Origin of the sequence: Pseudomonas sp. Irchel 3H9 (assembly GCF_900187495.1) — a bacterium.
Classification (GTDB): domain Bacteria; phylum Pseudomonadota; class Gammaproteobacteria; order Pseudomonadales; family Pseudomonadaceae; genus Aquipseudomonas; species Aquipseudomonas sivasensis.
Genome location: NZ_FYDK01000001.1, coordinates 278,843 through 305,031 on the forward strand (window position 1 = coordinate 278,843; position 26,189 = coordinate 305,031).

The 26,189-nt window shown below is 60.7% G+C and carries 22 protein-coding genes; 11 read left to right on the forward strand and 11 right to left on the reverse strand.

What is annotated here, in order from left to right:
- The first annotated feature begins 1 nt into the window (after position 1).
- The 9 genes from murD to lpxC all read left to right on the forward strand — a co-directional run bounded on the left by murD (position 2) and on the right by lpxC (position 10,467).
- Positions 2-1,348: a UDP-N-acetylmuramoyl-L-alanine--D-glutamate ligase gene (murD, locus tag CKW32_RS01400; protein ID WP_032886320.1), complete on the forward strand. Its 1,347-nt coding sequence runs from the start codon at positions 2-4 to the stop codon at positions 1,346-1,348.
- The gene (gene ftsW / locus CKW32_RS01405; RefSeq protein WP_032886321.1) at positions 1,345-2,568 is read left to right on the forward strand and encodes a putative lipid II flippase FtsW; all 1,224 of its coding nucleotides are present in this window, start codon (positions 1,345-1,347) and stop codon (positions 2,566-2,568) included. Before murD ends, ftsW begins: the two co-directional genes overlap by 4 nt.
- Positions 2,558-3,628 carry an undecaprenyldiphospho-muramoylpentapeptide beta-N-acetylglucosaminyltransferase gene (gene murG, locus CKW32_RS01410; RefSeq protein WP_032886322.1) on the forward strand — a complete coding sequence of 357 codons (1,071 nt, stop codon included), beginning with the start codon at positions 2,558-2,560 and terminating at the stop codon, positions 3,626-3,628. The genes ftsW and murG overlap by 11 nt, the downstream gene beginning before the upstream one ends.
- Positions 3,621-5,066: a UDP-N-acetylmuramate--L-alanine ligase gene (gene murC, locus CKW32_RS01415; RefSeq protein WP_032886323.1), complete on the forward strand. Its 1,446-nt coding sequence runs from the start codon at positions 3,621-3,623 to the stop codon at positions 5,064-5,066. The genes murG and murC overlap by 8 nt, the downstream gene beginning before the upstream one ends.
- Entirely contained in the window at positions 5,063-6,019 is a 957-nt protein-coding gene (locus CKW32_RS01420; protein ID WP_095183866.1) for a D-alanine--D-alanine ligase, read from the forward strand. The genes murC and CKW32_RS01420 overlap by 4 nt, the downstream gene beginning before the upstream one ends.
- A gap of 4 nt (positions 6,020-6,023) precedes the next feature.
- Entirely contained in the window at positions 6,024-6,893 is an 870-nt protein-coding gene (locus CKW32_RS01425) for a cell division protein FtsQ/DivIB (protein WP_095183867.1), read from the forward strand.
- A 15-nt stretch (positions 6,894-6,908) separates the two neighbouring features.
- On the forward strand, positions 6,909-8,171 hold the full coding sequence (gene ftsA, locus CKW32_RS01430; RefSeq protein ID WP_032886326.1) for a cell division protein FtsA: 1,263 nt from the start codon (positions 6,909-6,911) through the stop codon (positions 8,169-8,171).
- Between the two features lie 66 nt (positions 8,172-8,237).
- Entirely contained in the window at positions 8,238-9,443 is a 1,206-nt protein-coding gene (ftsZ, locus tag CKW32_RS01435) for a cell division protein FtsZ (RefSeq protein WP_095183868.1), read from the forward strand.
- Positions 9,444-9,555: 112 nt separating this feature from the next.
- The gene (gene lpxC, locus CKW32_RS01440; RefSeq protein WP_003171886.1) at positions 9,556-10,467 is read left to right on the forward strand and encodes a UDP-3-O-acyl-N-acetylglucosamine deacetylase; all 912 of its coding nucleotides are present in this window, start codon (positions 9,556-9,558) and stop codon (positions 10,465-10,467) included.
- 154 nt (positions 10,468-10,621) lie between these two features.
- On the opposite strand, the gene CKW32_RS01445 is transcribed toward lpxC, so the two are convergent.
- The 6 genes from CKW32_RS01445 to CKW32_RS01470 all read right to left on the reverse strand — a co-directional run bounded on the left by CKW32_RS01445 (position 10,622) and on the right by CKW32_RS01470 (position 20,114).
- Positions 10,622-12,118 carry a sensor domain-containing diguanylate cyclase gene (locus CKW32_RS01445; RefSeq protein ID WP_032886328.1) on the reverse strand — a complete coding sequence of 499 codons (1,497 nt, stop codon included), beginning with the start codon at positions 12,116-12,118 and terminating at the stop codon, positions 10,622-10,624.
- A gap of 87 nt (positions 12,119-12,205) precedes the next feature.
- Positions 12,206-13,534 carry an OprD family porin gene (locus CKW32_RS01450; RefSeq protein ID WP_095183869.1) on the reverse strand — a complete coding sequence of 443 codons (1,329 nt, stop codon included), beginning with the start codon at positions 13,532-13,534 and terminating at the stop codon, positions 12,206-12,208.
- Positions 13,535-13,821: 287 nt separating this feature from the next.
- Positions 13,822-15,186, reverse strand: a complete 1,365-nt coding sequence (locus CKW32_RS01455) for a heavy metal sensor histidine kinase (RefSeq protein ID WP_095183870.1) — start codon at positions 15,184-15,186, stop codon at positions 13,822-13,824.
- Positions 15,176-15,853 carry a heavy metal response regulator transcription factor gene (locus CKW32_RS01460; protein ID WP_032886331.1) on the reverse strand — a complete coding sequence of 226 codons (678 nt, stop codon included), beginning with the start codon at positions 15,851-15,853 and terminating at the stop codon, positions 15,176-15,178. Before CKW32_RS01460 ends, CKW32_RS01455 begins: the two co-directional genes overlap by 11 nt.
- A gap of 8 nt (positions 15,854-15,861) precedes the next feature.
- Positions 15,862-18,951 carry a multidrug efflux RND transporter permease subunit gene (locus tag CKW32_RS01465; protein ID WP_095183871.1) on the reverse strand — a complete coding sequence of 1,030 codons (3,090 nt, stop codon included), beginning with the start codon at positions 18,949-18,951 and terminating at the stop codon, positions 15,862-15,864.
- Entirely contained in the window at positions 18,948-20,114 is a 1,167-nt protein-coding gene (locus CKW32_RS01470; protein WP_095183872.1) for an efflux RND transporter periplasmic adaptor subunit, read from the reverse strand. Before CKW32_RS01470 ends, CKW32_RS01465 begins: the two co-directional genes overlap by 4 nt.
- Positions 20,115-20,327: 213 nt before the next feature.
- Here CKW32_RS01470 and CKW32_RS01475 point away from each other — a divergent pair, with 213 nt between their 5' ends.
- Positions 20,328-20,561: a hypothetical protein gene (locus CKW32_RS01475; protein WP_032886334.1), complete on the forward strand. Its 234-nt coding sequence runs from the start codon at positions 20,328-20,330 to the stop codon at positions 20,559-20,561.
- A 166-nt stretch (positions 20,562-20,727) separates the two neighbouring features.
- Complete coding sequence (locus CKW32_RS01480; RefSeq protein WP_095183873.1) at positions 20,728-21,501, forward strand: transporter substrate-binding domain-containing protein; 774 nt, start codon at positions 20,728-20,730, stop codon at positions 21,499-21,501.
- Between the two features lie 24 nt (positions 21,502-21,525).
- On the opposite strand, the gene CKW32_RS01485 is transcribed toward CKW32_RS01480, so the two are convergent.
- From CKW32_RS01485 to CKW32_RS01505, 5 genes are all read right to left on the reverse strand, one after another.
- Positions 21,526-22,269, reverse strand: a complete 744-nt coding sequence (locus CKW32_RS01485) for a YkgJ family cysteine cluster protein (RefSeq protein WP_095183874.1) — start codon at positions 22,267-22,269, stop codon at positions 21,526-21,528.
- A gap of 108 nt (positions 22,270-22,377) precedes the next feature.
- A complete protein-coding gene (locus tag CKW32_RS01490; protein WP_095183875.1) occupies positions 22,378-22,860 on the reverse strand; it encodes an N-acetyltransferase in 483 nt (160 codons plus the stop codon).
- A gap of 3 nt (positions 22,861-22,863) precedes the next feature.
- On the reverse strand, positions 22,864-23,766 hold the full coding sequence (locus CKW32_RS01495; RefSeq protein WP_032886338.1) for a chemotaxis protein CheV: 903 nt from the start codon (positions 23,764-23,766) through the stop codon (positions 22,864-22,866).
- Positions 23,767-23,855: 89 nt separating this feature from the next.
- On the reverse strand, positions 23,856-24,830 hold the full coding sequence (locus CKW32_RS01500; protein WP_032886485.1) for a D-glycerate dehydrogenase: 975 nt from the start codon (positions 24,828-24,830) through the stop codon (positions 23,856-23,858).
- A gap of 213 nt (positions 24,831-25,043) precedes the next feature.
- Positions 25,044-26,012, reverse strand: coding sequence for a LysR family transcriptional regulator (locus tag CKW32_RS01505; protein WP_027604744.1), 969 nt, complete (start codon positions 26,010-26,012; stop codon positions 25,044-25,046).
- Positions 26,013-26,189 lie beyond the last annotated feature (177 nt).

The following is a 26,189-nucleotide window of genomic DNA, read 5'->3' on the forward strand; positions in this document are numbered from 1 at the left end:
AGTGTCCCTGATCGCTTCAGACCACTTCCGCATCGTTGTCGGCCTCGGCAAGAGCGGCATGTCCCTGGTTCGCTTCCTGGCGAACCGGGGCACGTCGTTTGCCGTGGCCGATACGCGGGAAAATCCACCGGAGCTGGTCACGCTGCGCCGTGACTACCCGCACGTGGAAGTGCGTTGTGGCGAGTTGGATGTCGAGTTTCTGTGCCGCGCCGATGAGCTCTACGTGAGTCCCGGCCTGGCACTGGCAACACCGGCCCTGCAAGCCGCAGCGGCCCGTGGCGTTAAGCTGTCCGGCGATATCGACCTGTTCGCGCGTAACGCGAAGGCGCCGATAGTAGCCATCAGCGGTTCCAACGCGAAAAGCACCGTGACCACACTGGTCGGTGAGATGGCGATGGCGGCCGGCAAGCGCGTGGCCGTGGGCGGTAACCTCGGCACCCCGGCGCTGGACCTGCTCAGCGACGACATCGAGCTGTACGTGATGGAACTGTCTAGTTTCCAGCTGGAAACCACCCATGACCTCGGCGCCGAAGTCGCCACTGTTCTGAACGTCAGCGAAGACCACATGGACCGCTACAGCGGCCTGCCGGCATATCATCTGGCCAAGCACCGGATCTTCCGCGGCGCCAAGCAATTTGTGGTCAACCGCCAGGATGCCCTTAGCCGTCCGCTGATGGGCGAGGGCATGCCCTGCTGGACCTTCGGTTTGGGCAAGCCCGACTTCAAGGCCTTCGGTATCCGCGAAGAGAACGGCGAGAAATACCTGGCCTTCGAATTTCAGAACCTGATGCCAGTGCGCGAGCTGAAAATTCGTGGTGCCCATAATCAGTCCAACGCCCTGGCGGCATTGGCGCTTGGCCATGCCGTTGGTCTGCCATTCGACGCGATGCTCTCCAGCCTGCGCACCTTCGCCGGTCTTGAACACCGCTGCCAGTGGGTGCGTGATCTCGATGGCGTCAGCTATTACAACGACTCCAAAGCCACCAACGTCGGCGCCGCACTGGCTGCGATCGAAGGGCTTGGCGCCGATATCGACGGCAAGCTGGTGCTGATTGCCGGTGGCGATGGCAAGGGCGCCGATTTCAAAGATCTCAAGGCACCGGTGGCTGCGCATTGCCGCGCCGTGGTTTTGATGGGCCGCGACTCCGACTTGATCGCCGCCGCGCTTGGTGACGCCGTGCCACAGGTGCGTGCCACCTCCTTGGACGACGCCATTGCCCAATGCAAAGCCTTGGCTCAACCAGGCGATGCGGTACTGCTTTCGCCGGCGTGCGCCAGTTTCGACATGTTCAAGAACTACGAAGAGCGTGGCCAGTTGTTCGCCCGCGCCGTGGAGGGCTTGGCATGAGCATTGATTTCAGAAACATCATCAAGCCGTACCCGTCGCCGATTATCACCGGGCGTGGCATCGACCTTGATTTCCCAATGCTCGCCGGTTGCCTCGCGCTACTGGGCCTGGGCCTGGTGATGATCACCTCGGCGTCTTCCGAAGTGGCTGCCGTGCAGTCGGGCAACACCCTTTACATGATGATCCGTCACTTGGTGTACCTGATCATCGGTCTGGGTGCGTGCATCGTCACCATGATGATCCCCATCGCCACCTGGCAGCGTCTCGGTTGGCTGATGCTGATCGGCGCGTTTGGCTTGCTGGTCATGGTGATCGTGCCGGGTATCGGCCGCGAGGTGAACGGCTCGATGCGCTGGATTGGTTTCGGCGCGTTCAACGTGCAACCGTCGGAAATCGCCAAGGTGTTCGTGGTGATCTATCTCGCCGGTTACCTGGTGCGTCGTCAGAAGGAAGTGCGCGAAAGCTGGATGGGCTTCTTCAAGCCATTCATCGTGCTTCTGCCCATGGCCGGCCTCTTGCTGATGGAGCCCGACTTCGGCGCCACCGTCGTGATGATGGGCGCGGCCGCGGCGATGCTGTTCCTCGGCGGCGTGGGCCTGTTCCGCTTCAGTTTGATGGTGGTGCTGGCAGTGGCGGCCGTGACCATCCTGGTGCAGGCGCAACCCTACCGGATGGCGCGTCTGATTACCTTTACCGACCCGTGGTCCGACCAGTTTGGCTCCGGATATCAATTGACCCAGGCGTTGATCGCCTTTGGTCGTGGTGAGTGGCTGGGCGTTGGCCTGGGCAATAGCGTGCAAAAGCAGTTCTACCTTCCGGAAGCCCACACCGACTTCGTGTTCTCGGTACTCGCCGAAGAGTTGGGCGTGGTTGGTTCGCTGTGCACCGTCGCGCTGTTTGTGTTCGTGTGCGTACGCGGCATGTACATCGGCTTGTGGGCCGAGAAGGCCAAACAGTATTTCGCCGCCTATGTGGCGTACGGCTTGTCGTTCCTGTGGATCGGCCAGTTCTTGATCAATATCGGTGTGAACGTCGGCCTGCTGCCGACCAAGGGGCTGACCTTGCCGTTCCTCAGTTACGGCGGCAGTTCGCTGGTGATTTGCTGCGCCTGTCTGGGCTTGTTGCTGCGCATTGAGTGGGAGAGTCGAACCCACTTGGGCAGCGAAGAGATGGAGTTCAGCGAAAGCGACTTCGCCGAGGAGCCGACCCATGGGCGCTAATGTGCTGATCATGGCTGGCGGCACTGGGGGCCACGTATTCCCAGCCCTGGCGTGTGCGCGCGAGTTCCAGAACCGTGGCTACACCGTGCATTGGTTGGGCACGCCGCGCGGTATCGAAAACGAATTGGTACCGAGTGCCGGCTTGCCGTTGCATCTGATCAACGTCACAGGCCTGCGCGGCAAAGGCAAGTTGTCCTTGCTCAAGGCACCTTTCGTCTTGCTCAAGGCGGTGTGGCAGGCGCGCAAGGTCATCCGTGAATTGCAGCCAGTGTGTGTGCTCGGTTTTGGCGGTTATGTAACCGGCCCTGGCGGCGTCGCGGCCAAGCTCGCCGGTGTGCCGGTGATCGTGCACGAGCAGAACGCTGTGGCCGGCACCGCCAACCGCTTGCTGGTGCCGTTGGCTGCGCGGGTGTGTGAAGCGTTTCCCAACACTTTCAGTGTGTCGGATAAGCGCCGTACCACCGGCAACCCGGTGCGCACCGAGCTGTTTATGGACATCGCCCGCGAAGCGCTCGCGGGTCGCAAGGCGCACCTGCTGATCCTGGGCGGAAGCCTGGGCGCTGAGCCATTGAACAAATTGCTACCGGAAGCGGTGGCGCAACTCCCTGTGGAATTGCGCCCGGAGATCTTCCATCAGGCCGGCAAGAACCACGATGAAATCACCGCCACGCGTTATCGCGAAGCCGGTGTCGAGGCGAACGTACAGCCTTTCATCAAAGACATGGCCCATGCCTATGGCTGGGCCGACCTGGTGGTCTGTCGCGCTGGTGCGCTGACCGTCAGTGAACTGGCCGCCGCCGGTCTGCCGTCCTTGCTGGTGCCTTTGCCCCACGCCATCGACGATCACCAGACCCGCAACGCCGAATATTTGGCCGGGGAGGGCGCTGCTTTCCTGCTGCCGCAAAGAACGACTGGCGCCGCCGATTTGGCCGCACGCCTGACCGAGGTTTTGATGCAACCGGAACGACTCAACAACATGGCGAGCACCGCAAGCCGCCTGGCCAAACCTGACGCAACCCGCACCGTGGTGGATATCTGCCTGGAGGTGGCCCATGGTTGAGAATCAGAAAGCCATGCCACAACCCGAGATGCGCCGCATCCGTCGCATCCACTTCGTCGGTATCGGCGGCGTGGGCATGTGCGGCATTGCCGAAGTGTTACTGAACTTGGGCTACCAAGTGTCCGGCTCGGACTTGAAAGAGTCGCCGGTCACCGAGCGCCTGAAGTCGTTTGGTGCACAGATTTTCATCGGCCACCGCGCTGAGAACGCCGCTGAGGCCGACGTGCTGGTGGTGTCCAGCGCCGTGAACACTTCCAACCCGGAAGTGGCCACCGCCCTTGAGCGCCGCATTCCCGTGGTGCCACGTGCCGAGATGCTGGCCGAGTTGATGCGTTATCGCCACGGCATCGCCGTCGCCGGTACCCACGGCAAGACCACCACGACCAGCCTGATCGCTTCGGTGTTCGCCGCTGGTGGCCTGGACCCGACCTTCGTTATCGGTGGCCGCCTGAATGCAGCCGGCACCAATGCCCAGCTCGGCACCAGCCGCTACCTGATCGCCGAAGCCGATGAAAGCGACGCGAGCTTCCTGCACCTGCAACCGCTTGTGGCCGTCGTGACCAACATTGACGAAGACCACATGGCGACCTACGACGGTGACTTCAACAAGTTGAAGAAAACCTTCGTTGAGTTCCTGCATAACCTGCCGTTCTACGGTTTGGCCGTGGTATGCCTGGACGATCCGGTAGTGCGTGAAATCCTGCCGCTGGTCAAGCGTCCGACCGTGACCTACGGCTTCAGCGAAGACGCCGACGTGCGTGCGATCAATGTGCGCCAGGAAGGCATGCAAACCTTCTTCACCGTACTGCGTCCTGACCGTGAGCCGCTGGATGTGTCGGTGAACATGCCGGGCAACCACAACGTATTGAATTCCCTGGCGACCATCTGCATCGCCTCCGATGAAGGCGTCAGCGATGAAGCCATCGTGGAAGGCCTGTCGCGTTTTGCGGGTGTCGGCCGTCGCTTCCAAGTCTACGGCCAACTGCCTGTAGAGGGTGGCGACGTGATGCTGGTGGACGACTACGGTCACCACCCGACTGAAGTTGCCGCAGTGATCAAGGCCGTGCGCGGTGGTTGGCCGGAGCGCCGCCTGGTGATGGTCTACCAACCGCACCGCTACAGCCGGACCCGCGATCTGTATGACGACTTCGTCAATGTATTGGCCGATGCCAACGTGCTGCTGTTGATGGAGGTTTACCCGGCCGGTGAAGAACCGATCCCGGGCGCCGATAGCCGCAAGCTGTGCAACAGCATTCGTCAGCGTGGTCAGCTTGACCCGATCTACATCGAGCGCGGTGTGGACCTGGCACCGATCGTCAAACCGCTGCTGCGCGCTGGTGACATTCTGCTGTGCCAAGGCGCAGGTGATATCGGCGGCCTTGCCCCTAAACTATTGGCGAGCCCGCTGTTTGCCGCCGAGAAGGGGAAGTCGAAATGACCACTGACTACGGCTCCCTGTTTTCGACAATCGCGCCAGCCGACTTCGGCCGTGTGGCGGTGCTGTTCGGCGGCAAGAGCGCCGAGCGCGAAGTGTCGCTCAAGTCCGGCAACGCCGTGCTCGAAGCCCTGCAAAGCGCCGGCGTGAATGCGTTTGGTATCGACGTGGGCGATGACTTCCTCGCCCGCCTGCAGGCCGAAAAGATCGACCGCGCCTTCATTATTCTTCACGGCCGTGGCGGTGAAGACGGCAGCATGCAGGGCCTGCTGGAATGCGCCGGTATTCCTTACACCGGCAGTGGCATCCTCGCCTCGGCACTGGCCATGGACAAGCTGCGCACCAAGCAGGTATGGCACAGCCTGGGCATTCCAACCCCGCGTCACGCTGTTCTGTGCAGCGAAGACGATTGTATTTCTGCAGCCAAGGAACTGGGCCTGCCTTTGATCGTCAAACCAGCCCATGAAGGCTCCAGTATCGGCATGGCCAAAGTGAACTCGGCCGCCGAATTGATCGACGCATGGAAAGCGGCAAGTACCTACGATTCGCAAGTGTTGGTGGAACAGTGGATCCAGGGTCCCGAGTACACCATCGCCACCCTGCGTGGCCAAGTATTGCCGCCTATCGCATTGGGCACGCCCCACACCTTTTACGACTACGACGCCAAGTACCTGGCATCCGATACCCAGTATCGGGTCCCGTGCGGCCTTGACGCAGCCAAGGAACAGGAATTGATGGACCTCACGGCGAAGGCCTGTGAGGCGCTGGGTATCGCCGGCTGGGCGCGGGCAGACGTGATGCAGGATGACCAAGGGCAGTTCTGGTTCCTGGAAGTCAACACTGCGCCGGGCATGACCGACCACAGCCTGGTACCTATGGCCGCTCGCGCAGCCGGCTTGGATTTCCAGCAGTTGGTGCTGGCAATTCTTGCCGCCAGCATTGAGCCAAGAGGCTAAGGACATGAAAGGCGCATCGCTTCGTCATCAGCCCCCACAAGCACCGAGCCGCAAGCCGGTGCCACGGGGTGCCAGCCGAATGGTGGCTAAAGAGCCGATGTCGGCGCGCCTGCCGAAAGCCAACTTTGGTTTCCTCAAGGCGCTGTTCTGGCCGGTGCTGCTGGTGGTATTGGGTTTCGGCACTTACGAAGGTGCGCAGCGTCTATTGCCGTACGCCGACCGTCCGATCACCAAGATCAGCGTGCAGGGTGACTTGAGCTACATCAGCCAGCAAGCGGTGCAGCAGCGCATTGGCCCGTACCTGGCCGCGAGCTTCTTCACCATCGACCTGGCCGGTATGCGCGGTGAGCTGGAACAGATGCCGTGGATCGCCCACGCCGAAGTCCGACGTGTGTGGCCGGACCAGGTGACGATCCGCCTGGAGGAACAACTGCCCGTGGCCCGTTGGGGTGATGAAGCGCTGTTGAACAACCAGGGCCAGGCGTTCACCCCGCGTGAGCTGGCCAACTATGAGCACCTGCCGCAGCTGTTCGGGCCGCAGCGGGCGCAGCAGCAAGTAATGCAGCAGTACCAGGCCTTGAGCCAGATGCTGCGGCCAATGGGCTTCTCCATTGCACGCCTGGAACTGCGTGAACGGGGTAGCTGGTTTTTGACGACCGGGGCAGGCAGTTCCGGCCCGGGCATCCAGTTGTTGCTGGGACGCGACCGCTTGGTGGAAAAGATGCGCCGTTTCATTGCCATCTACGACAAGACCTTGAAAGAACAGATTACGAACATTGCGAGCGTCGACCTGCGTTACGCCAACGGCCTTGCCGTCGGCTGGCGTGAACCGGCTGCGCCCACGGCAGCGCAACCCGCTGTCGCGAAGAATTAAGAAGAGGCAGGACCCATGGCAAACGTGCAAAGCGGCAAAATGATCGTCGGTCTCGATATCGGCACCTCCAAAGTGGTGGCGCTGGTGGGCGAGGTCGGGGAAGACGGCGCGATCGAAATCGTCGGTATTGGCACGCATCCGTCCCGGGGCCTGAAGAAGGGCGTGGTGGTGAACATCGAGTCCACTGTGCAATCGATCCAGCGCGCTATCGAAGAAGCGCAGCTGATGGCCGGTTGCCGGATTCACTCGGCGTTTGTCGGCGTCGCGGGCAACCATATCCGTAGCCTGAACTCCCACGGTATCGTGGCGATCCGTGACCGTGAAGTCAGCGCCGCCGACCTTGAGCGCGTCCTCGACGCCGCCCAGGCCGTGGCGATCCCGGCCGATCAGCGCGTGCTGCACACCCTGCCGCAGGATTACGTGATCGATAACCAGGAAGGCGTTCGCGAGCCTCTGGGCATGTCGGGCGTACGTCTGGAAGCCAAGGTCCACGTGGTGACCTGCGCTGTCAACGCTGCACAGAACATTGAAAAATGCGTGCGCCGCTGCGGCCTGGAAATCGACGACATCATTCTTGAGCAACTGGCGTCTGCGTACTCGGTACTGACCGACGACGAGAAAGAGCTGGGCGTGTGCCTGGTGGACATCGGCGGCGGCACCACTGACATCGCGATCTTCACCGAGGGTGCGATCCGTCACACCGCCGTAATCCCGATTGCAGGCGACCAGGTTACCAACGACATCGCCATGGCGTTGCGTACACCGACCCAGTACGCTGAAGAAATCAAGATCCGCTACGCCTGCGCCCTGGCCAAGCTGGCCGGTGCCGGCGAAACCATCAAGGTTCCGAGCGTGGGCGACCGTCCACCGCGCGAACTGTCGCGCCAGGCTTTGGCCGAAGTGGTCGAGCCGCGTTACGACGAGCTGTTCACCCTGATCCAGGCTGAACTGCGTCGCAGTGGCTACGAAGATTTGATCCCGGCCGGCATCGTGCTGACGGGTGGCACCTCGAAGATGGAAGGCGCGGTCGAACTGGCCGAGGAAATCTTCCACATGCCGGTCCGCCTGGGCGTGCCCCATGGCGTCAAAGGCCTGGGAGACGTGGTGCGCAACCCAATTTATTCCACCGGTGTGGGCTTGCTGTTGTACGGACTGCAAAAGCAGACCGACGGCATTTCCCTGTCGGGCCCGAGCATCCGTGACAGCTACCGCAGCGACGACGAGGCCAAAGCGCCGTTGTTCGAACGGTTGCAGGCTTGGGTAAAAGGCAATTTCTAAAGCTTTACCGCAACACCGATGTAAGCAGTAGGCGAAAAAACTAGAGATAACGAAAGGAGAGGGAACATGTTCGAACTCGTAGACAACATCCCCGCCAGCCCGGTCATCAAAGTGATCGGTGTCGGCGGTGGCGGCGGCAACGCTGTCAACCATATGGTCAAGAGCAACATTGAAGGCGTTGAATTCATCTGCGCCAACACCGATGCCCAGGCGCTGAAAAGCATCGGCGCGCGGACCATCCTGCAATTGGGCACTGCTGTGACCAAGGGCCTCGGCGCTGGCGCCAATCCGGAAGTCGGCCGTCAAGCCGCTTTGGAAGACCGTGAGCGTATTGCCGAAGTGCTGCAAGGCACCAACATGGTGTTCATCACCACTGGCATGGGCGGCGGTACCGGTACCGGTGCGGCCCCGATCATTGCCGAAGTGGCCAAGGAAATGGGCATTCTGACGGTTGCAGTCGTAACCCGTCCGTTCCCGTTCGAAGGTCGCAAGCGCATGCAGATCGCCGACGAAGGTATCCGTCTGCTGTCTGAAAGCGTCGACTCGTTGATCACCATTCCTAACGAGAAATTGCTGACCATCCTGGGCAAGGACGCAAGCCTGCTGTCCGCGTTCGCCAAGGCTGACGATGTACTGGCCGGTGCCGTTCGCGGTATTTCCGACATCATCAAACGCCCAGGCATGATCAACGTCGACTTTGCCGACGTACGTACTGTCATGAGCGAAATGGGCATGGCGATGATGGGCACTGGCTGCGCCAGCGGTCCTAACCGTGCACGTGAAGCCACCGAAGCGGCCATCCGCAACCCGCTGCTGGAAGACGTGAACCTGCAAGGCGCACGCGGCATCCTGGTGAACATCACTGCCGGTCCTGACCTGTCCCTGGGTGAGTACTCCGACGTGGGTAGCATCATCGAAGCCTTCGCTTCCGAGCACGCGATGGTCAAAGTCGGTACCGTTATCGATCCAGACATGCGCGACGAACTGCACGTGACTGTGGTCGCTACCGGCCTGGGCGCGAAAATCGAGAAGCCTGTAAAGGTTATCGACAACACCGTTCATACAAACCATGCCAGCCACGCCAGCCAATCGGCTGCAGCTCCAGCGCCTGTGCGCCCGGAAATGCCGTCGGTGAACTACCGTGACCTGGATCGTCCGACCGTGATGCGCAACCAGGCTCAGGCCGGTGCTGCGGCGTCCCGTAGCCCGAATCCGCAAGATGACCTGGACTACCTGGACATCCCGGCATTCCTGCGTCGTCAGGCCGATTGATGGAATGTATCAGGGCTATGAAGGTGATTGGTGTTCAGCAAAGGTCTGGTCTGCTATTATCGCCAGCCTTTGTTGATACCAGTTCGCAATTTGCGCTCAAGCGGTCCAAGCCATGATTAAACAACGCACCCTGAAGAATATTATCCGTGCCACAGGTGTAGGTCTGCACTCCGGGGAGAAGGTATACCTGACCCTCAAACCTGCACCTGTCGACACCGGCATCGTGTTTGTTCGTGCCGACCTGGACCCTGTGGTGCAGATTCCTGCTCGCGCGGAAAACGTTGGCGAAACCACTATGTCGACCACATTGGTCAACGGTGACGTCAAAGTGGACACGGTGGAGCACTTGCTCTCGGCCATGGCTGGCCTGGGCATCGATAACGCCTACGTCGAGCTCTCCGCGTCCGAAGTCCCTATCATGGATGGCAGCGCTGGACCCTTCGTATTCTTGATTCAATCTGCCGGCCTGGAAGAACAGGACGCAGCCAAGAAGTTCATACGCATTCTGCGGGAAGTGACAGTAGAAGACGGCGACAAGCGCGCCACCTTCGTCCCGTTCGAAGGCTTTAAAGTGAGCTTTGAGATCGATTTCGATCACCCGGTATTCCGTGACCGCACCCAAAGTGCAAGCGTGGATTTTTCCAGCACTTCGTTCGTAAAAGAAGTCAGCCGCGCCCGTACCTTTGGTTTCATGAGTGACATCGAGTACCTGCGCAAGCACAACCTCGCACTCGGCGGCAGCGTTGAAAACGCCATTGTGGTCGACGCGGATGGTGTACTGAACGAAGACGGCCTTCGCTACGAAGACGAATTCGTGAAGCACAAGATCCTCGATGCAATCGGTGACCTCTACCTGCTGGGCAATAGCCTGATAGGCGAGTTCAAAGGCTTCAAGTCGGGCCACGCCCTTAACAACCAGCTGCTGCGCAAGTTGATTGAGCAGACAGACGCTTGGGAAGTCGTGACCTTCGAAGATGCCAGCACCGCACCGATCTCTTACATGCGTCCCGTTGCGGCGGTGTAAGTAACAACTCTCTTTCTTTAGTTTTTAAAGGCTGCCTTCGGGTGGCCTTTTTTTATGGCTGTTTTTCTGGTGAACAGACTTGCTGTGGCAAGCGGGCCTGTTGTGGTGAGTAAGGCTGTGACAGCAAGTCTTCTGTGGACATTAGTCTGATGCCTCATGACAGCGTCGCTGCATCCACGATCCGATTACGCCCCGTATGCTTGGCCTCATACAACGCCTGGTCCGCACTCAGCAGCAATGCTTCCAACGACATACGACTGTGCTTATCCCAGGTGCTCATACCAATACTCACAGTAATCGGCCGCTCATCCCCGGCTATCCGCGGTAAGTGTTCGACGCTGCTGCGGATGTGCTCGGCGATTACCTGTGCGCCCTTGGCATCGGTAATCGGAAGCACCACTGCAAATTCCTCACCGCCATAGCGCGCCGCCAGATCAGCAGGGCGACGAATGTTGCCGCCGATCACTTGGGCCACGGAGCGTAAGGCTTCATCGCCCCCCTTATGGCCATGGCGATCGTTAAAAGCCTTGAAGTGGTCCACGTCAATCATCAGAAGCGTCATCGGCTCCGTTGAGCGTTGGGCGCGGTCCCATTCCAGGCGCAGGCGTTCATCCAGAATGCGGCGGTTGGGCAGGCCGGTGAGGGCGTCGGTGGCTGCCAGTTCTGACAGCACCCGTTCTGCGCGGTAGCGTCGTCGCAGTTCACGACGCAGCATCCAGGTCAGCCACAACAGACCTATACACAGGATGCCGGTGGCGCCACTGGTCAGCAGCGCGGCGCGTTTCCAAGGGGCGAATACATCTTCACTGGACAGTGCCACTACCACGATCAGCGGTAAGTCTCCGACGTTGGTGAACGTGTACAGGCGCTCCTTGCCGCTGAGAGCCGAGATGGCTTGGAAGCTGCCACTGCCTTCACTCAGCATGCGCTTGAAGTTCGGTCGCTCGCTCAAGTCCTTATCGATCATGTCGCGTTCGAGCAGCGGCTGTTGGGCCAACAAAATGCCTTTGTTGTTGAGCAGGTTGACGCTGCTGCCGTTGCCGATGGTCAGGGTGTTGAACAGTTGGTCGAAATACGCCAGACGCATGGTCGCGACCGCAACGCCGGCAAACTCACCGTTGGGTCCTGATACTCGCCGGCTGAATGCCATGCGCCAGACCTGGTCACAGTCGCAATGGATTTTGAACGGTCGGCTGATGAACAAACCGGCCTGGCTGTCCTTTACGTGCACCTGGAAATAATCGCGGTTAGAAAAATTACGCGGCGTCGGCTGCAGCGTTGATGAGTCTGCGATAACGGCGCCGGTGGGGTCCAATAACAGCACTTCGCCCTTGAAAGGCGCTGCGGTGGCGAGGTCGAACTGCACCAGATGCTGGATACTCGCGGCCACCTGGGACAGGTCTTCACGTTGTTTGGCCGCAATCAGCCCTTTGAGTGCCAGGTCATACAATTCAACGTTGCGCAGCACGTCGGCATTGATCAGTTGGGCAATGTTGGTGGTTGAACGTTTGGCTTCCTGAAGGGTGCTGGCGTGTTCGCGGACCAACAACGCCGCAACGATAATCACAATCAGGGCGACCGTGAGGCCGCTGCCCAGAATCAGAAAAAGCTCAGGATGTGCAGGCGAGGTACGAACAGGGCGTTGACTCATCGGGCAGACTTCAGCGGTGTGAATGCTGGCAGTTTAGTTCTACCCGATGAAAATTAAATCATTGGCTAAAAAGAAAGATTCCAGGGGTCAGAACACGTTGATCGGGTAGTCGATAATCACCCGATATTCATCCACGTCCCGGTCAACCGCCGAATAACCATTGCTGCCGCGGTTGGTTGCCCATTGAAAACGCATGGCCAAATCCTTGGCCTTGCCGCCTTGCACCACGTATTTCACGTCGATATCCCGTTCCCAGTGCTTGGCGTCTTTGCCATCGGCGCTGTACCAGGCGCTGTAGCCTCTGCTTTGCGGGTCGACCTTGGTCAGGTCGGTCTTGCCACTGATGTAGGACACCGCCGAGGTCAGCCCGGGCATACCGAGGCCGGCGAAGTCATAGGCGTACTTGAGCTTCCACGAGCGCTCGTTGGGGCCGTTGAAGTCCGAGTATTGTTGGGAGTTATCCAGGTACACGCTGTCGCCCTGAGCGATGTAGTCGAACGGCGTGTTTCCGTTGACCCGCTGGTAAGCGGCGGTGACGCTGTGATTACCCACGCCCACGGTGAAATGCAGGCTGTAGGTGTTGTTGTCGATGCCGCCGAGCAACGACTGGCCGGTGTCTTGGGTGTGGTAGTAGTGCAGACCCGGGTTGAGGCTGACCAAGTCATTGAGTGCGTAGGTGTAGTCCAGGTCGTAGTAGTACTGGTGCCACACGTCCTTGAGTTCGGAGGCGTACAGGTTGCTGGTCAGGCCGGGAATGCCGCTGAACGAAACACCGGCCCAGTTCATGTGCTGGCTGTCGGTGTTAGTCGGCAGGGCGCCGTAGCTGGTGCCAATGCGACGGTGGCCGCTCTGGTTGTAGAGCTTGGTGAAGCTGGCCTGGCCGCCTTCGAACATCCAACCGTCGAAGCTGTGATTGCTTAGGCTCACGCCGCGGAAAGTCTGCGGCAGCATGCGCGTCTGGCCGCCCGCGATGACCGGGTTGTTGAGGAACAGATCACCGGCCTTCAACTCGGTATCAAAGGCACGCATCTTCAAAGTAGCGCCAGCGGTGGAGAACGATCCGGGGGCTTTGCCGCTGCCGTCAGTACTGCCGTAGGGAAGAATGCTGGAGCCGTCAGTGCCGCCACCGCCGTCGAGTTTGAGGCCGAGCATGGCGTGGGCATCCAGGCCGAAGCCGATGGTGCCCTGGGTGTAGCCGGATTCGAAAGTGCCGAGAAAGCCTTGGCCCCACTCCTTGCTGTCATCGGTATGAATGTCACGACGGTCGCGGTTCATGTAGTAGTTGCGGGTGTTGATGTTGAGGTGCGAGCCCTCGATGAAACCTTCAGTAGGGGTAGTGTCTGCCGCGTGGGCAAGGGGGACGATCGTTGCTGCAATCGCGAGGAATAACGGGGTGAACGTCAGCGAGTTCTTCACCGGTAAGGCTCCTTTGGTCTATCGAAAACGGCCAATGTCGTGGGGGTGTGCCTGGCCTTTTTTACGGCAAAAAAAAGCCGCTGATATCAGCGGCTTTAAGACAGATTCCCAGTGTAGAGCCCTGGAAATAAGTCGAGGGAAATTCGGGTAAGCGGGTAGCTGCCTTTGCCGCCGCGCTCATCGATGCGTCAAATTAACGCAGGTGAGCGGTACGATATAGAGTGTAACAAGAGAATGACTGTTGCCCAAATCGCAACAGTGATTGGATCTGATTCCATGTGGGCGGCCTACATCGGCAGAGTAATGCCGAAGGTATTGCCCCCCTGTTCGCTGCGCACAAACACGTCGCCACCGTGCATCAACGCAATCGCCTTGACGATCGCCAGCCCCAATCCATGATTCGCCCCGCTGTTGCTACGCGAGGCGTCCACCCGATAGAACCGCTCGAACAACCGCGGCAGGTGCTCGCCGGCAATTGCCTCGCCGGGGTTGGTCACGGCGATGGCCACCTGATGGTCCAGCACGTCAATGTTCACGTCGATCACCTGCCCCGGCGCCGTGTGCTGAACCGCATTGCTCAACAGGTTGATCAGCGCACGGCGCAGGTGGGCTTTTTCGATCTGTACCTGGGCGTCGCCGTGGACCTGCACCCGCACCTGAGCGTCTTCGAGAATGAAGTCCAGGTAGTCGAGCGTGGTCGCCACCTCATCGGCCAGGGAGCTTTCGATCAGCTTGGTGGCCTTGCTGCCCTGGTCGGCGCTGGCGAGGAACAGCATGTCGTTGATGATCGAACGCAGGCGTTCCAGCTCTTCCAGGTTCGACTCCAGCACTTCCAGATAATGCTCGGCCGAACGCCCACGGGTCAGCGCCACTTGGGTCTGGCCGATCAGATTGGTCAGCGGTGAACGCAGTTCATGGGCCACATCGGCATTAAAAGATTCCAGGCGCGAGTAGGCCTGCTCAACGCGGTCGAGGGTGGAGTTGAACGAGTTGACGAACTGCTTGAGCTCCGGGGGGAGTGGCGACAGTTGCAGGCGTCCGGAGAGTTTTGGCGGCGCGAGTTTGCGCGCTTCATCCGAGAGTCTACCCAGGGGCTTGAGTCCAATGCGCGACACCCAGAACCCCAACAGCGCAGCCAGCACCACGCCAACCAGCGCCAGGCTGACCAATGCCACCAGCAAGTGATGCTGAGTGGCGCGGAAGTTCTCGGTGTCGATGGCAATCATGAAACGCAACGGCGGGCGCTGGTCCTTGGCTGGAAACTGGCTCACCAGTACCTTGAACGGATGGGTGTAGCCCGGCAGATGCAAATCGCGCTTGCCGCTGGGGCCCTCGGCGAAGGCGCGGATCTGCGCATCCGGTTCGCCATACTCGAAGTTCGGATCAGTGCTGACTACCCAGAAGCGGATGCGCTTGTCTTCCTCACTCAATAGTTTGAGCTTGGCCTTGATCTTCACCCAATGGTCCGGCGTGCCGAAGCGGTTCACCGAGGATTCCAGCACGCTGTAGCGCGCATCCAGTTCCGCGCCCGGCAACAATCCGAGGCTGCGGTCGACCTGCTGGTACAGCGCGCCACCGATCAACACAAAAATCAGCAGCGCCACCAACGTGAACATGCCACTCAGGCGCAAGGCGATGGAATTAGACGGCACTGCGGTTCTCCAGCACATAACCCATGCCACGAATGGTGTGCAGCAGTTTGTGTTCGAAGGGCCCATCCAGCTTGGCGCGCAGGCGCTTGATCGCGACTTCGACCACATTGGCGTCGCTGTCGAAATTGATGTCCCAAACCATCTCTGCAATCGCTGTCTTGGACAGAATTTCACCCTGGCGCCGCGCCAACACGCTGAGCAGCGAGAACTCCTTGGCCGTCAGGTCCAGGCGCACACCGTTGCGGCTGGCTTTGCGGCTGATCAGGTCAATCCACAGGTCGGCGACGGTGACTTGCACCGGCTCATGACCACCGCTGCGCCGGGTCAGGGCTTGCAGGCGCGCCACCAGTTCGAGAAACGAGAACGGCTTGCCCAGATAATCGTCGGCGCCCTCGCGCAGCCCGCGTATGCGGTCTTCCACGCGCTCGCGGGCGGTGAGCATGATCACTGGCGTCTGCTTGCGCGCACGCAAGGCACGCAGCACGCCAAAGCCGTCGAGGCCGGGCAGCATCACGTCGAGCACGATCACCGCGTAATCGTTCTCCAGCGCCAAGTGGAGACCTTCGACACCTTCGCGGGCCACGTCGACGGTGTAGCCCTGTTCCGTCAGGCCGCGGTGCAGGTAGTCGGCGGTTTTTTCTTCATCTTCAACAATCAGTACGCGCATGACCCGCCTCAGTGTGTGGTCGCCAGCTCGGCAGCTGGTTTGGGCCGGTGGAAAAAACGCTCAAGGTACAAGTATATGACCGGCGTGGTGAACAGCGTCAGCGCCTGGCTCACCAGCAGGCCGCCGACCACGGCTATCCCCAGCGGCTGGCGCATTTCTGCACCCGGTCCGCTGCCGACCATCAGCGGCACCGCGCCGAGCAGTGCGGCGAGTGTCGTCATGATGATCGGGCGGAACCGCGTCACGCAGGCTTCGTAGATCGCTTCTTCCGGCGGTAGCCCGCGCACGCGCTGGGCCTCCAGGGCGAAGTCGATCATCAGGATGCCGTTCTTCTTCACGATGCCGATCAACAGCACCAGGCCGATCAACGCCATGATCGAAAAGTCCTGCCCCATTAACCACAACATGATCAACGCGCCCAAACCGGCCGAGGGCAATGTGGAAATAATCGTCAGCGGGTGCACGAAGCTCTCATACAGCACCCCAAGGATGATGTAGACCGCCACCAGCGCCGCAAGGATCAGCCACGGCTGGCTGGCCAGCGAGCTTTGGAACGCCTGTGCCGCGCCCTGGAAGTTGCCGATGATGGTCGTCGGCATGCCGATTTCATTCTTGGCCTGGTTGAGCATGACGACCGCATCACCCAACGCCACGCCGGGCGCCAGGTTGAACGACAGGTTGGCAGCCGGGAACATGCCGTCATGGCTGATGGACAACGGCCCCACGGTGGGCGGGTCGACCTTGGCCAGTGCCGACAGCGGCACCATTTCGTTGGTCAGCGGCGAGCGCAGGTAGAAATAGTTCAGGCTCTCGGCCTTGCCCCGTTGTTGGGTGTCCAGTTCCAGTACCACCTGGTACTGGTTGATCTCGGTCTGGAACTCGTTGATCTGGCGCTGGCCGAAGGCGTCATACAGCGCCTGGTCGACATCGGTCGCGTTCAGGCCAAAGCGTGCGGCCGCCTGACGATCGATGCTGATGTGGGTGATGCTGCCGCCCAGTTGCAGGTCGTTGGACAGGTCGCGAAACGCCGGGTTGGCACGCAGTTTTTCGGTGAGGCGCTGGGTCCAGGTGTTGAGCGTCGGGCCGTCGTTGCTCTTGAGCACGTATTGGTACTGGGCACGGCTAGGGCCGGAGCTGAGGTTGATGTCCTGGCCGGCACGGAGGTACAGCACGATGCCCGGCACTTTGGCCAGTTTCGGGCGGATGCGGTCGATGAACTGGCTGGCCGTAACATCTCGATCACCCCGGTCTTTCAGGGCGATCCAGAAGCGCCCGTTGGCGATAGTCTGGTTGCTGCCCGTCACGCCCACCGAATGGGAAAACGCCTGCACCGCCGGGTCATCCTTGACGATCTCAGCCAAGGCTTTGTGCTTGGCGACCATGTCCGGGTACGACACATCGGCCGCCGCTTCGCTGGTGCCGAGCACAAAACCGGTGTCCTGTACCGGAAAGAAGCCCTTGGGGATAAACACGTACCCGACCACGGCCAGGGCAAGGGTCACCACGAAAATGGCGGCCATGGTGCGTTGGTGGGCCAGTGCGCGGCGCAGGTTTCGCGAGTATCCGGCCAGCAGGCGTTCGCTGAAGCCGGGTTTGTCGTGGGCGGGGTGGGTCGGGGCGCGCATGAACAGCGCGGCCAAGGTTGGCGCCAGGGTCAACGAGACCACCACCGAAATCAGGATGGTCGACGTCGCCGTCAGCGCGAACTCCTTGAACAAGCGCCCGACCACGCCTCCCATGAATAGCAGCGGAATAAACGCCGCCACCAGCGAGAAGCTGATGGACACCACCGTAAAGCCGATCTCCCCAGCGCCCTTGATGGCCGCTTCGCGTTTGTCGAGGCCCGCTTCCAGATGGCGGTGGATGTTCTCCACCACCACGATGGCGTCGTCCACCACGAAACCCACGCTAATGACAATCGCCACCAGGGTCAGGTTGTTCAGGCTGAACCCCATCAGGTACATCACCGCGAAGCTGGCGACCAGCGACACGCCGAGCACGCTGGACACAATCAGCGTCGCCGACAACTGGCGCAGGAACAACGCCATCACCGCCACCACCAGCAGGATGGCGATCAGCAGCGTCACTTCCACCTCATGCAGCGAGGCGCGGATGGTCTTGGTGCGGTCGGTCAGTACGCTGACCTGCACCGAAGCCGGCAACATGCCTTGCAGGCGCGGCAGTTCAGCCTGGATGCGGTCCACGGTTTCGACGATGTTTGCGCCGGGCTGGCGCGAGATCACCAGGTTTACGCCGGGTGTATCACCGGACCAGGCTTGCACGTAGGCGTTTTCCGAACCGTTGATGACTTTGGCGATATCGCGTAGTTGAACCGGTGCACCGTCCTTGTAGGACACGATCAGTTGGGCGTAGTCCTCCGGGTGAAACAGCTGGTCGTTGGTCGACAAGGTCGACACGCTGTTTTCCCCATAGATCGCGCCCTTGGCCAGGTTAAGGCTCGATTGCTGGATTGCCAGGCGCACATCGGCCAGGGTGAGGCCGATGGCGGCGAGTTTGTCAGGCGAGGCCTGCACGCGTATCGCCGGGCGTTGCTGGCCGGTGATGTTGATCTGGCCCACACCGTCAATCTGGCTGATCTGCCGCGCCAGCAGGGTTTCCACGTAGTCACTCAGCTCGGTGCTCGGCATGCTGTCGGAGCTGACACTGAGGATCAGTACCGGGCTGTCCGCCGGGTTGACCTTTTTCCAGGTCGGCAGGCTCGGCATGTCGCTGGGCAGCTTGCCCGACGCGGTGTTGATCGCCGCCTGCACTTCCTGGGCGGCGGTGTCGATGCTCTTGTCGAGTGTGAATTGCAGGGTCAGCAGGCTTGAGCCCAGGGCACTGCTGGAGGTCATCTGGGTCATGCCGGGGATGGCACTGAATTGCACTTCCAACGGTGTGGCCACCGATGAGGCCATGGTGTCAGGGCTGGCGCCGGGCAATTGTGCGGTGACCTGGATCGTCGGAAATTCCGCTTCCGGCAGTGGGGCGATGGCCAGGCGAGGGAAGGCAATCATCCCGAGCAATACCAGGGCGAAGGTCAGCAGCAGGGTGGCGACCGGGTGGTCGACGCACCAGGCTGAAGGCGAGCGGCTCATGGCTGCACCTTGGCATCGACGGTCTGGATCACTTGCGGTGGTTCTTTGAGCACCTCCACCTGAGCACCGGCCTTGAGTCGCGACTGGCCATCACTGACCAGCACGTCACCGGCTTGCACACCCGTGATGATGTTCACGTCGCTGTTTTGATAGGTGACCTGCACCGGCACCACCTCAACCTTGTCCCCCTTGACCCGGTACACAAAGTGCGAATCCAGGCCGCGTTGCACCACGGTCGGCGGCACCACCAGGGCATTTTTGTCGAGGGCGGTCTGGATTTTGATGGTCACCAGTTGCCCCGGCCACAGGCGCTGGGAGGCGTTGCTGAACTCAGCCTTGGCGCGCAGTGTGCCGGTGGTGGAGCTGATCTGGTTGTCGATCAGGCTCAAATGGCCTTCACCGAGCAAGTCGCCGGTCTGGCCGTCGGTGTCAGCGCCCAGGTAAGCGTCGACGCTCGCCGGGGCAGGCGCGGCGATCAGGCCTTGCAGGGTCGGCAGCATCTGCTGCGGCAGCGAGAACTCAACGGCAATCGGGTCGATCTGGGTCACTGAGAATAAGCCCTGGGTATCACTGGTGCGCAGGAAATTGCCCGCGTCCACGTTACGAATACCGACGCGGCCACTGACGGGGGAGCGGATCTGGGTGTAGGAAAGCTGGACCTGGGCCGAATCGATTGCGGCCTGGTTGCCTTGGGCGGTGGCCTTGAGCTGGTTGACCAGAGCTTGTTGCTGGTCATAGGTCTGCTTGGACACGCCGTCGTCGATGCTCAACTCCTTGTAGCGCTTGAGGTTGACCAGCGCTACCTGCAGTTGCGCCTGGCTCTCGCCCAACTGCGCCTTGGCCTGGTCGAGACTGGCGCGTATCGAGCGGTCATCAATGGTCGCCAGCAGGTCGCCGACCTTGACCCGTTGGCCTTCCTTGACCAGCAATTGGGTCAGGATGCCGTCGACTTGCGGGCGAATCACCACGCTGTGCAGCGATAACACCGTGCCAATGCCGCTGACAAAACGCGGGATATCCTGTTGCACCACGCTCACCACCCGGACCGGGATCGCGGTCGGTACTGCCAGCTTGGTCTTGGCCGGCCGGGTCAGCGCCCAGACTGCAATCGCTACGACCACGAGGACACCCACAATCAGGGCGGTTTTTCGTTGAATCTGCATGGGTGAGGCGCCGGGGCAAAGGATGGGGAGAGTGAGTGATCTTTATAGCCCTTCAACCCGGTCAGCAGGGTGACTGCTAACTGACAGCGCTGTCAGCAAACTCCGACCATTCGTACAGGCGGTGGTTAAAGATCTCAGGCGCGCAGGTATACTGCGCGCCAGTGTGGCCCGCAAGCCGGCCCCGCATCATTTTCTGCACGCTCCGGAGCTTCCATGACTTCCCCGACACAACCCCCTGTTGACGCGACCGACATCGTCGATCCGGCCAGCGCTGAAGGCGTTGAAAAAGCCGAGATCCCGGCGTTTAAGTTTCCGTTCAAGCCGGGTGAGCTGGCTGGGGCCAAGAATGCCGCCCAGCCTTGGTACAAGAACGGTGCCAAAAACGGCCACACCAAGTCACCGGGCATGGCGCCGCCGGGCACCCGTCGTTCGATGGGTAAACGCTGAGGTTAACAAGCGGCACATTGTGTCGATTGTTGCCTACAGCTTCTGCTGATCTTTCTGATTGTAGGTCCACTGCCGTTTCTTGAAAGCTTGCACAGCCTTTGCTCTGCCCCCGAGGTTCATGGGGGGAGCGAGGCGACGCTGGTCTTTCCGGAAAAGGACGTTTCCCTTGGCCCTGATACACATCTGTGTAGTGCTTGCCCTGTTGTTTTCGGCTGATGCCCTTGCGGCCGATGATCAAACGCGTCGCGAAATCCGCTTCGCCGTTGCTGCGCAATTCCCCCCCTTCCAGAGCCGCGACCCGCAAGGGCAGTTGGTTGGCCTCAATATCGAGTTGGGCAATGCCCTGTGCGTGCAGTTGAATGCGCGCTGCGTTTGGGTCGACCAAGTGGTTGTCGAAGACTTCCTCTCCCTTGAAGCCAGAAAATTCGACGCGATCATGGGCATGGCGCCTACGTCGGAACGGCGGCGTTGGGTAAGCTTCACCGATAACCTCTATCCCTTTACCACCCGGCTGGTGGGCCGCAGCACATCAGGCCTGCTGCCCCATGTTAAGTCGCTCAAGGGCAAGCGGGTTGGCGTATTGCTGGGGAGCAATCGTGAAGCGTTTGCCCGTACGAAGTGGGCGCACAGGGGCGTCATCGTCAAGAGCTTCTGGCTCAATAATGATTTGGTCCGCAGTCTGATAGCCGGCGAAATCGACGCAACCCTGCAAGGCACCGTAGAAATTCGCGAAGCCTTGCTCGACACCGACGAAGGTCGGGATTTCGACTTCCTGGGCCCGCCCATTTCGGCCGCATTGCTGGGGGATGGCGTGGCGATTGCGGTGCGTAAGCCCGACACCGCACTGCGCAAGGAACTCAACTGCGCCCTCGAACAGCTGAAACAGAATGGTGAGTATCAGCGGATAATCCGGCATTACCGGTTAGACGCTGCGCCATGAGCGCTTTTGGGGTCGATAAAGAGACTATGCAGCCCGCAACGAAATAAACGCGTAGTTGGCCGGCACCTCGGTAGCAATCTGCGCCCCGGCGTCCAGCACCTGTTCGGCGATGTCCAGCCCGGACACATGAAACACCCACTCATTGGCCACGGACGGCTGATCAATTGCCAACTCAATCGCCTGGGCAAATGCGCCCATGTCCGGCAAGTACGCGGTAAATCCATCCCCCTTGAGCGCTGTGGTGCGAATGCCCAGCAAGGCGCACACCGCTTCCTTGGTCTGCACGTCATCGCGGTCTGCCTGGCGCGAACGCTGGATCAGCGCCCCGAGTTCCTGGTCCATCAGTTCGCCGCCGATGATCAACGCCGGGCCCTGTTCCCAGGATTCTGGCGGGCAATCCTTGGCGGCAGGGTTGAGCGGGATATGCGGGTTGATCTCCATCGGGTAGATGCGGCAGACCAACGGTCGACGCTCATAGATGCGACACAGGTTGTCTTCGTCAAGATTCCGGCAGCGCCCGGCGTTGTAGGCGGCAAACGTGATTGCCACAAATGCTTCGGTGTTGCCGCTGGGCACCACCACCGAACGGCGTTCGGCGTGCTCGCGTTGCTGTTGGGGCAGGCCCAGTCCGCTACCGAGGAATCCCTCCACCAGAACAATGACGTTACCGCCGTCCGCCGCCCACATACGGGCTTCGGCGAGGGTCAGGGGGACGTGGTGGTCGGTGCAGCATTTACCGCAACCGACGCAGGAAAAATGGGTGTTCATGGCGGATCTGTCACCAGGCTAGGTCAGAGGGCACGCAGTTACGGTGACGGGTTTTTACCTCTTTCCACCGGTACGATTCTCTGTAAGCAAGTTATGCGCCAGCGCCTGTCAGTCCTCTTCGACCACATCGCGCAGTACAAACACCATACCCGCGCTCTCGTACAGCTGCCGGGCGCGTAGGTTGCTTTCCAGTACCTTGAGGTCCACATAGGGTTCACCACGTTGCTTGAACACCTGGAAGGTGTGCAGCAATAACGCGCGGCCCAGCCCCTGGCCTTGAGCGCAAGAATGTATGGAGAGGTTCTTGATGAAGGCGCTGGTCCAGCACTGGGCTACGCCGAGAATACCGTCGGCGTTGCTGGCGACCAGGCACAGCGTGGGGTCGAATTCGGCATCGGTGACGAACTGTTGCCGCCATTCATCGAGGTTGGCGACACGACCACCGCCCTGATCCTGGGTCATGCGCAGTACGGCGTGAATCGCTGGCGCCAACGCGTCACGGTAATGGTCCAGTACGGTCCCGGCCGGCCATTGTGGCGCGGGCAGGCCGGCAGTGAGGTCGCGGCGCAGCAGTTGGTAATACGCCGTCACCGATTACAGACCCTGTTGCGCCACGGTTTGCGCAGCCACCACCAGGCATTTGGTCAGTTCGGGGGATGAGAACTTGGTCAGTACCGCGTTGGCGCCGGCCAGGCGCGCTTTTTCGCTGTTCATCGCGCTGTCCAGGGAGGTGTGCAGCAAAACGTACAGATGCTGGAAGTCTGGCGTTTCACGCAGGGTGCGGGTGAGGGCGTAACCGTCCATCTCGGACATCTCAATGTCCGACACCACGACATTGATCTGCGCGGCGGTACCTTGCAGTTCCAGCAGCACATCAATGGCTTCCTTGGCGCTGCGCGCGGTGTGGCAGGTCAGGCCGAGGTTGCGCAGGGTATGAACCGACTGCTGCAGGGCGACCTGGCTGTCGTCCACCACCAGAATCCGCGCATTGCCGAGCACTTCGGCTTCTTCCATGGTCAAGTCGGTGGGCGCCGCTTCAATCGGTGCCGGCGCGATGCCGTGGATGACTTTTTCAATGTCCAGCACCTGGACCAGGCCGCCTTCCACCTGAGTCACCCCAGTGATAAACGCACGGTTGCCGCCGGAGCCGTAGGGTGGCGGGCGGATGTCGGTCGTCAGGCAGTGCACGATCTTGCTCACCGCCTGCACATGCAGACCCTGTTTGGAACGGCTCACGTCAGTGACAATCAGGCAGCCGCCGTTCGGGTCTTCCAAGGGCCGTTCGCCCAGGGCGCGGCTCAGGTCGATCACCGACAGCGAGGCACCGCGCAGGGTGGCGATGCCTTTAACGTTCGGATGAGACTCCGGCAGTTTGGTCAGCGGCGGGCAGGGAATGATTTCGCTGACTTTCAGCAGGTTGATGGCCATCAGCTTGCCGCTGCGCAAGGTAAAGAGCAGAAGTGAGAGTGAGTCTGCGCGGGCTTTGGTGGTGGACATAAAAACCTTCTGTGGATCAGGGATGACGATCTATGAAAGGTTATCGACCCAGCCGCTGGAAACTGTAGGCGCGATCAGGGCCCTTAGCATCAGCCCTTCCAGACCTGCGGGTTCACCAAATCCTGCGGACGCTCGCCCAGCAGAGCACTGCGCAGGTTGTCCAACGCGCGGTTGGCCATGGCCTCACGGGTTTCATTGGTTGCCGAGCCGATATGCGGCAGGGTCACCGCGTTGCTCAATTGGAACAACGGCGACTGCGCCAGTGGCTCCTGCTCATACACATCCAGCCCGGCGCCGCGAATGGTCTGGTCCTGCAGGGCCTGGATCAGCGCCGGTTCGTCTACCACCGGGCCACGGGAGATGTTGATCAGAATCGCGCTGGATTTCATCAGCCCCAGCTCGCGCGTGCTGATCAGGTGACGGGTCTTGTCGCTCAACGGCACCACCAGGCAGACAAAATCCGCCTCGGCCAGCAACTGGTCCAGGCTGCGGAATTGCGCGCCCAACTCCTGTTCCAGCTCCAGCTTGCGGCTGTTACCGCTGTACAGAATCGGCATGTTGAAGCCCAGGCGCCCGCGACGGGCCACGGCCGCGCCGATATTGCCCATGCCGACGATGCCCAGGGTCTTGCCGTGTACATCACAGCCAAACAACGGCGCGCCGACGCTGGCTTTCCACTGACCGGCCTTGGTCCAGGCGTCCAGCTCTGCCACTCGGCGCGCGCTGCTCATCAGCAGGGCGAACGCCAGGTCGGCGGTGCTTTCGGTGAGTACGTCAGGGGTGTTGGTGAGCATGATCCCGCGCTCGTTGAAGTACGGCACGTCGTAGTTGTCGTAGCCCACTGACACGCTGGACACCACCTCCAGTTTGCTCGCGCCTTCGAGCTGCGCACGGCCCAACTTGCGACCCACGCCGATCAAACCGTGGGCGTGGGGCAGGGCTTCATTGAACTGCGCATTGATGTCGCCCAGCTTGGGATTAGGCGCGATCACCTCGAAATCCTGTTGCAGGCGTTCGATCATGGCTGGGGTGACGCGGCTGAAGGCGAGGACAGTCTTTTTCATGGCAGGCGGGCTCATCGACTACGGAAGAATGCCAAGCAAGCTAACATTCCTTGCCACTGTTGTCAGGACACGGCAGACCTAAAGTGGGCAGGGAAACATGTAGGAGGGGGCTTGCTCCCGATAGCGGTGCGTCAGTCGCCAGATGTATTGACCGATCCACTGCCATCGGGGGCAAGCCCCCTCCCACATTTGACCTGTATCGCCTGGTAGCAATCAGTTCGCCAGCCGCGCACCGCTCAGGCTGCCACTCAACTCGTACGCCACCAGCTCCGCCTGATGCGCCGCCAGGATCTCCGGCAACGAACCGCGCAGGTATTCCACCCAGGTCTTGATCTTCGCATCCAGGTACTGGCGCGAGGGGTAGATGGCGTACAGGTTCAGCTCTTGGGAACGGTAGGTGGGCATGACCCGCACCAAGGTGCCATTACGCAGGCCTTCAATGGCCGCATACACCGGCAACAGGCCGACGCCCATGCCGCTGGTGATCGCGGTTTTCATCGCGTCCGCCGAGTTCACCAGAAACGGCGAGGTGTTGATCGCCACGCTTTCCTGGCCTTCGGGGCCGTTGAAGGTCCACTTGTCCAACTGAATCACTGGGCTGACCAGGCGCAGGCAGGCATGGTTGAGCAAGTCCTGGGGGCGCTGTGCACAGCCCTTGGCCTTGACGTAATCGGGCGAGGCGCAGGCGATGCTGTAGGTGATGCCCAGGCGTTGGGAGACGAAGCCTGAATCCGGCAGTTCGCTGGCCAGCACGATGGACACGTCATAGCCCTCGTCCAACAGGTCCGGCACGCGGTTGGCCAGGGTCAGGTCGAAGGTCACGTCCGGGTGGGTGCGGCGGTAGCGGGCAATGGCGTCGATTACGAAGTGCTGGCCGATACCGGTCATGGTGTGCACTTTCAACTGTCCGGCGGGGCGCGCATGGGCGTCGCTGGCTTCGGCCTCGGCTTCTTCGACGTAGGCCAGGATCTGTTCGCAGCGCAGCAGGTAGCGTTTACCTGCTTCGGTAAGGGCAATGCGCCGGGTGGTGCGGTTGAGCAAGCGGGTTTGCAGATGGGCCTCCAGATTGGAGACCGCGCGCGAGACGTTGGCCGTGGTGGTGTCCAGTTGGGCGGCAGCGGCGGTGAAGCTGCCGGCTTCGGCCACGCAACTGAAGGCGCGCATGTTTTGCAAAGTGTCCATGGAGTGTTCTCAGGGGAGATAACAAATTGTGACAGAAAGTTACGCCGTCCAGTGATCCCTACCAACGGATTATCGCTTGAACGGTAACAAAGATTCACAGGAATGCCAGCTTATCGCCATTCCTCCCGCCCCCTAGAATTGCGCCACCTTCCCCGCATCACCACCTCAGGAATTCGC

Bases quoted from the DNA above. Each gene is read 5' to 3' on its own strand.
- ftsW (WP_032886321.1), top strand. From the start codon at position 1,345: ATGAGCATTGATTTCAGAAACATCATCAAGCCGTACCCGTCGCCGATT.
- CKW32_RS01470 (WP_095183872.1), bottom strand. From the start codon at position 20,114: ATGCAGATTCAACGAAAAACCGCCCTGATTGTGGGTGTCCTCGTGGTC.
- CKW32_RS01475 (WP_032886334.1), top strand. From the start codon at position 20,328: ATGACTTCCCCGACACAACCCCCTGTTGACGCGACCGACATCGTCGAT.
- CKW32_RS01465 (WP_095183871.1), bottom strand. From the start codon at position 18,951: ATGAGCCGCTCGCCTTCAGCCTGGTGCGTCGACCACCCGGTCGCCACC.
- CKW32_RS01425 (WP_095183867.1), top strand. From the start codon at position 6,024: ATGAAAGGCGCATCGCTTCGTCATCAGCCCCCACAAGCACCGAGCCGC.
- CKW32_RS01485 (WP_095183874.1), bottom strand. From the start codon at position 22,269: ATGAACACCCATTTTTCCTGCGTCGGTTGCGGTAAATGCTGCACCGAC.
- CKW32_RS01505 (WP_027604744.1), bottom strand. From the start codon at position 26,012: ATGGACACTTTGCAAAACATGCGCGCCTTCAGTTGCGTGGCCGAAGCC.
- CKW32_RS01445 (WP_032886328.1), bottom strand. From the start codon at position 12,118: ATGAGTCAACGCCCTGTTCGTACCTCGCCTGCACATCCTGAGCTTTTT.
- CKW32_RS01420 (WP_095183866.1), top strand. From the start codon at position 5,063: ATGACCACTGACTACGGCTCCCTGTTTTCGACAATCGCGCCAGCCGAC.
- CKW32_RS01500 (WP_032886485.1), bottom strand. From the start codon at position 24,830: ATGAAAAAGACTGTCCTCGCCTTCAGCCGCGTCACCCCAGCCATGATC.
- murG (WP_032886322.1), top strand. From the start codon at position 2,558: ATGGGCGCTAATGTGCTGATCATGGCTGGCGGCACTGGGGGCCACGTA.
- ftsA (WP_032886326.1), top strand. From the start codon at position 6,909: ATGGCAAACGTGCAAAGCGGCAAAATGATCGTCGGTCTCGATATCGGC.
- CKW32_RS01460 (WP_032886331.1), bottom strand. From the start codon at position 15,853: ATGCGCGTACTGATTGTTGAAGATGAAGAAAAAACCGCCGACTACCTG.
- ftsZ (WP_095183868.1), top strand. From the start codon at position 8,238: ATGTTCGAACTCGTAGACAACATCCCCGCCAGCCCGGTCATCAAAGTG.
- lpxC (WP_003171886.1), top strand. From the start codon at position 9,556: ATGATTAAACAACGCACCCTGAAGAATATTATCCGTGCCACAGGTGTA.
- CKW32_RS01495 (WP_032886338.1), bottom strand. From the start codon at position 23,766: ATGTCCACCACCAAAGCCCGCGCAGACTCACTCTCACTTCTGCTCTTT.
- murC (WP_032886323.1), top strand. From the start codon at position 3,621: ATGGTTGAGAATCAGAAAGCCATGCCACAACCCGAGATGCGCCGCATC.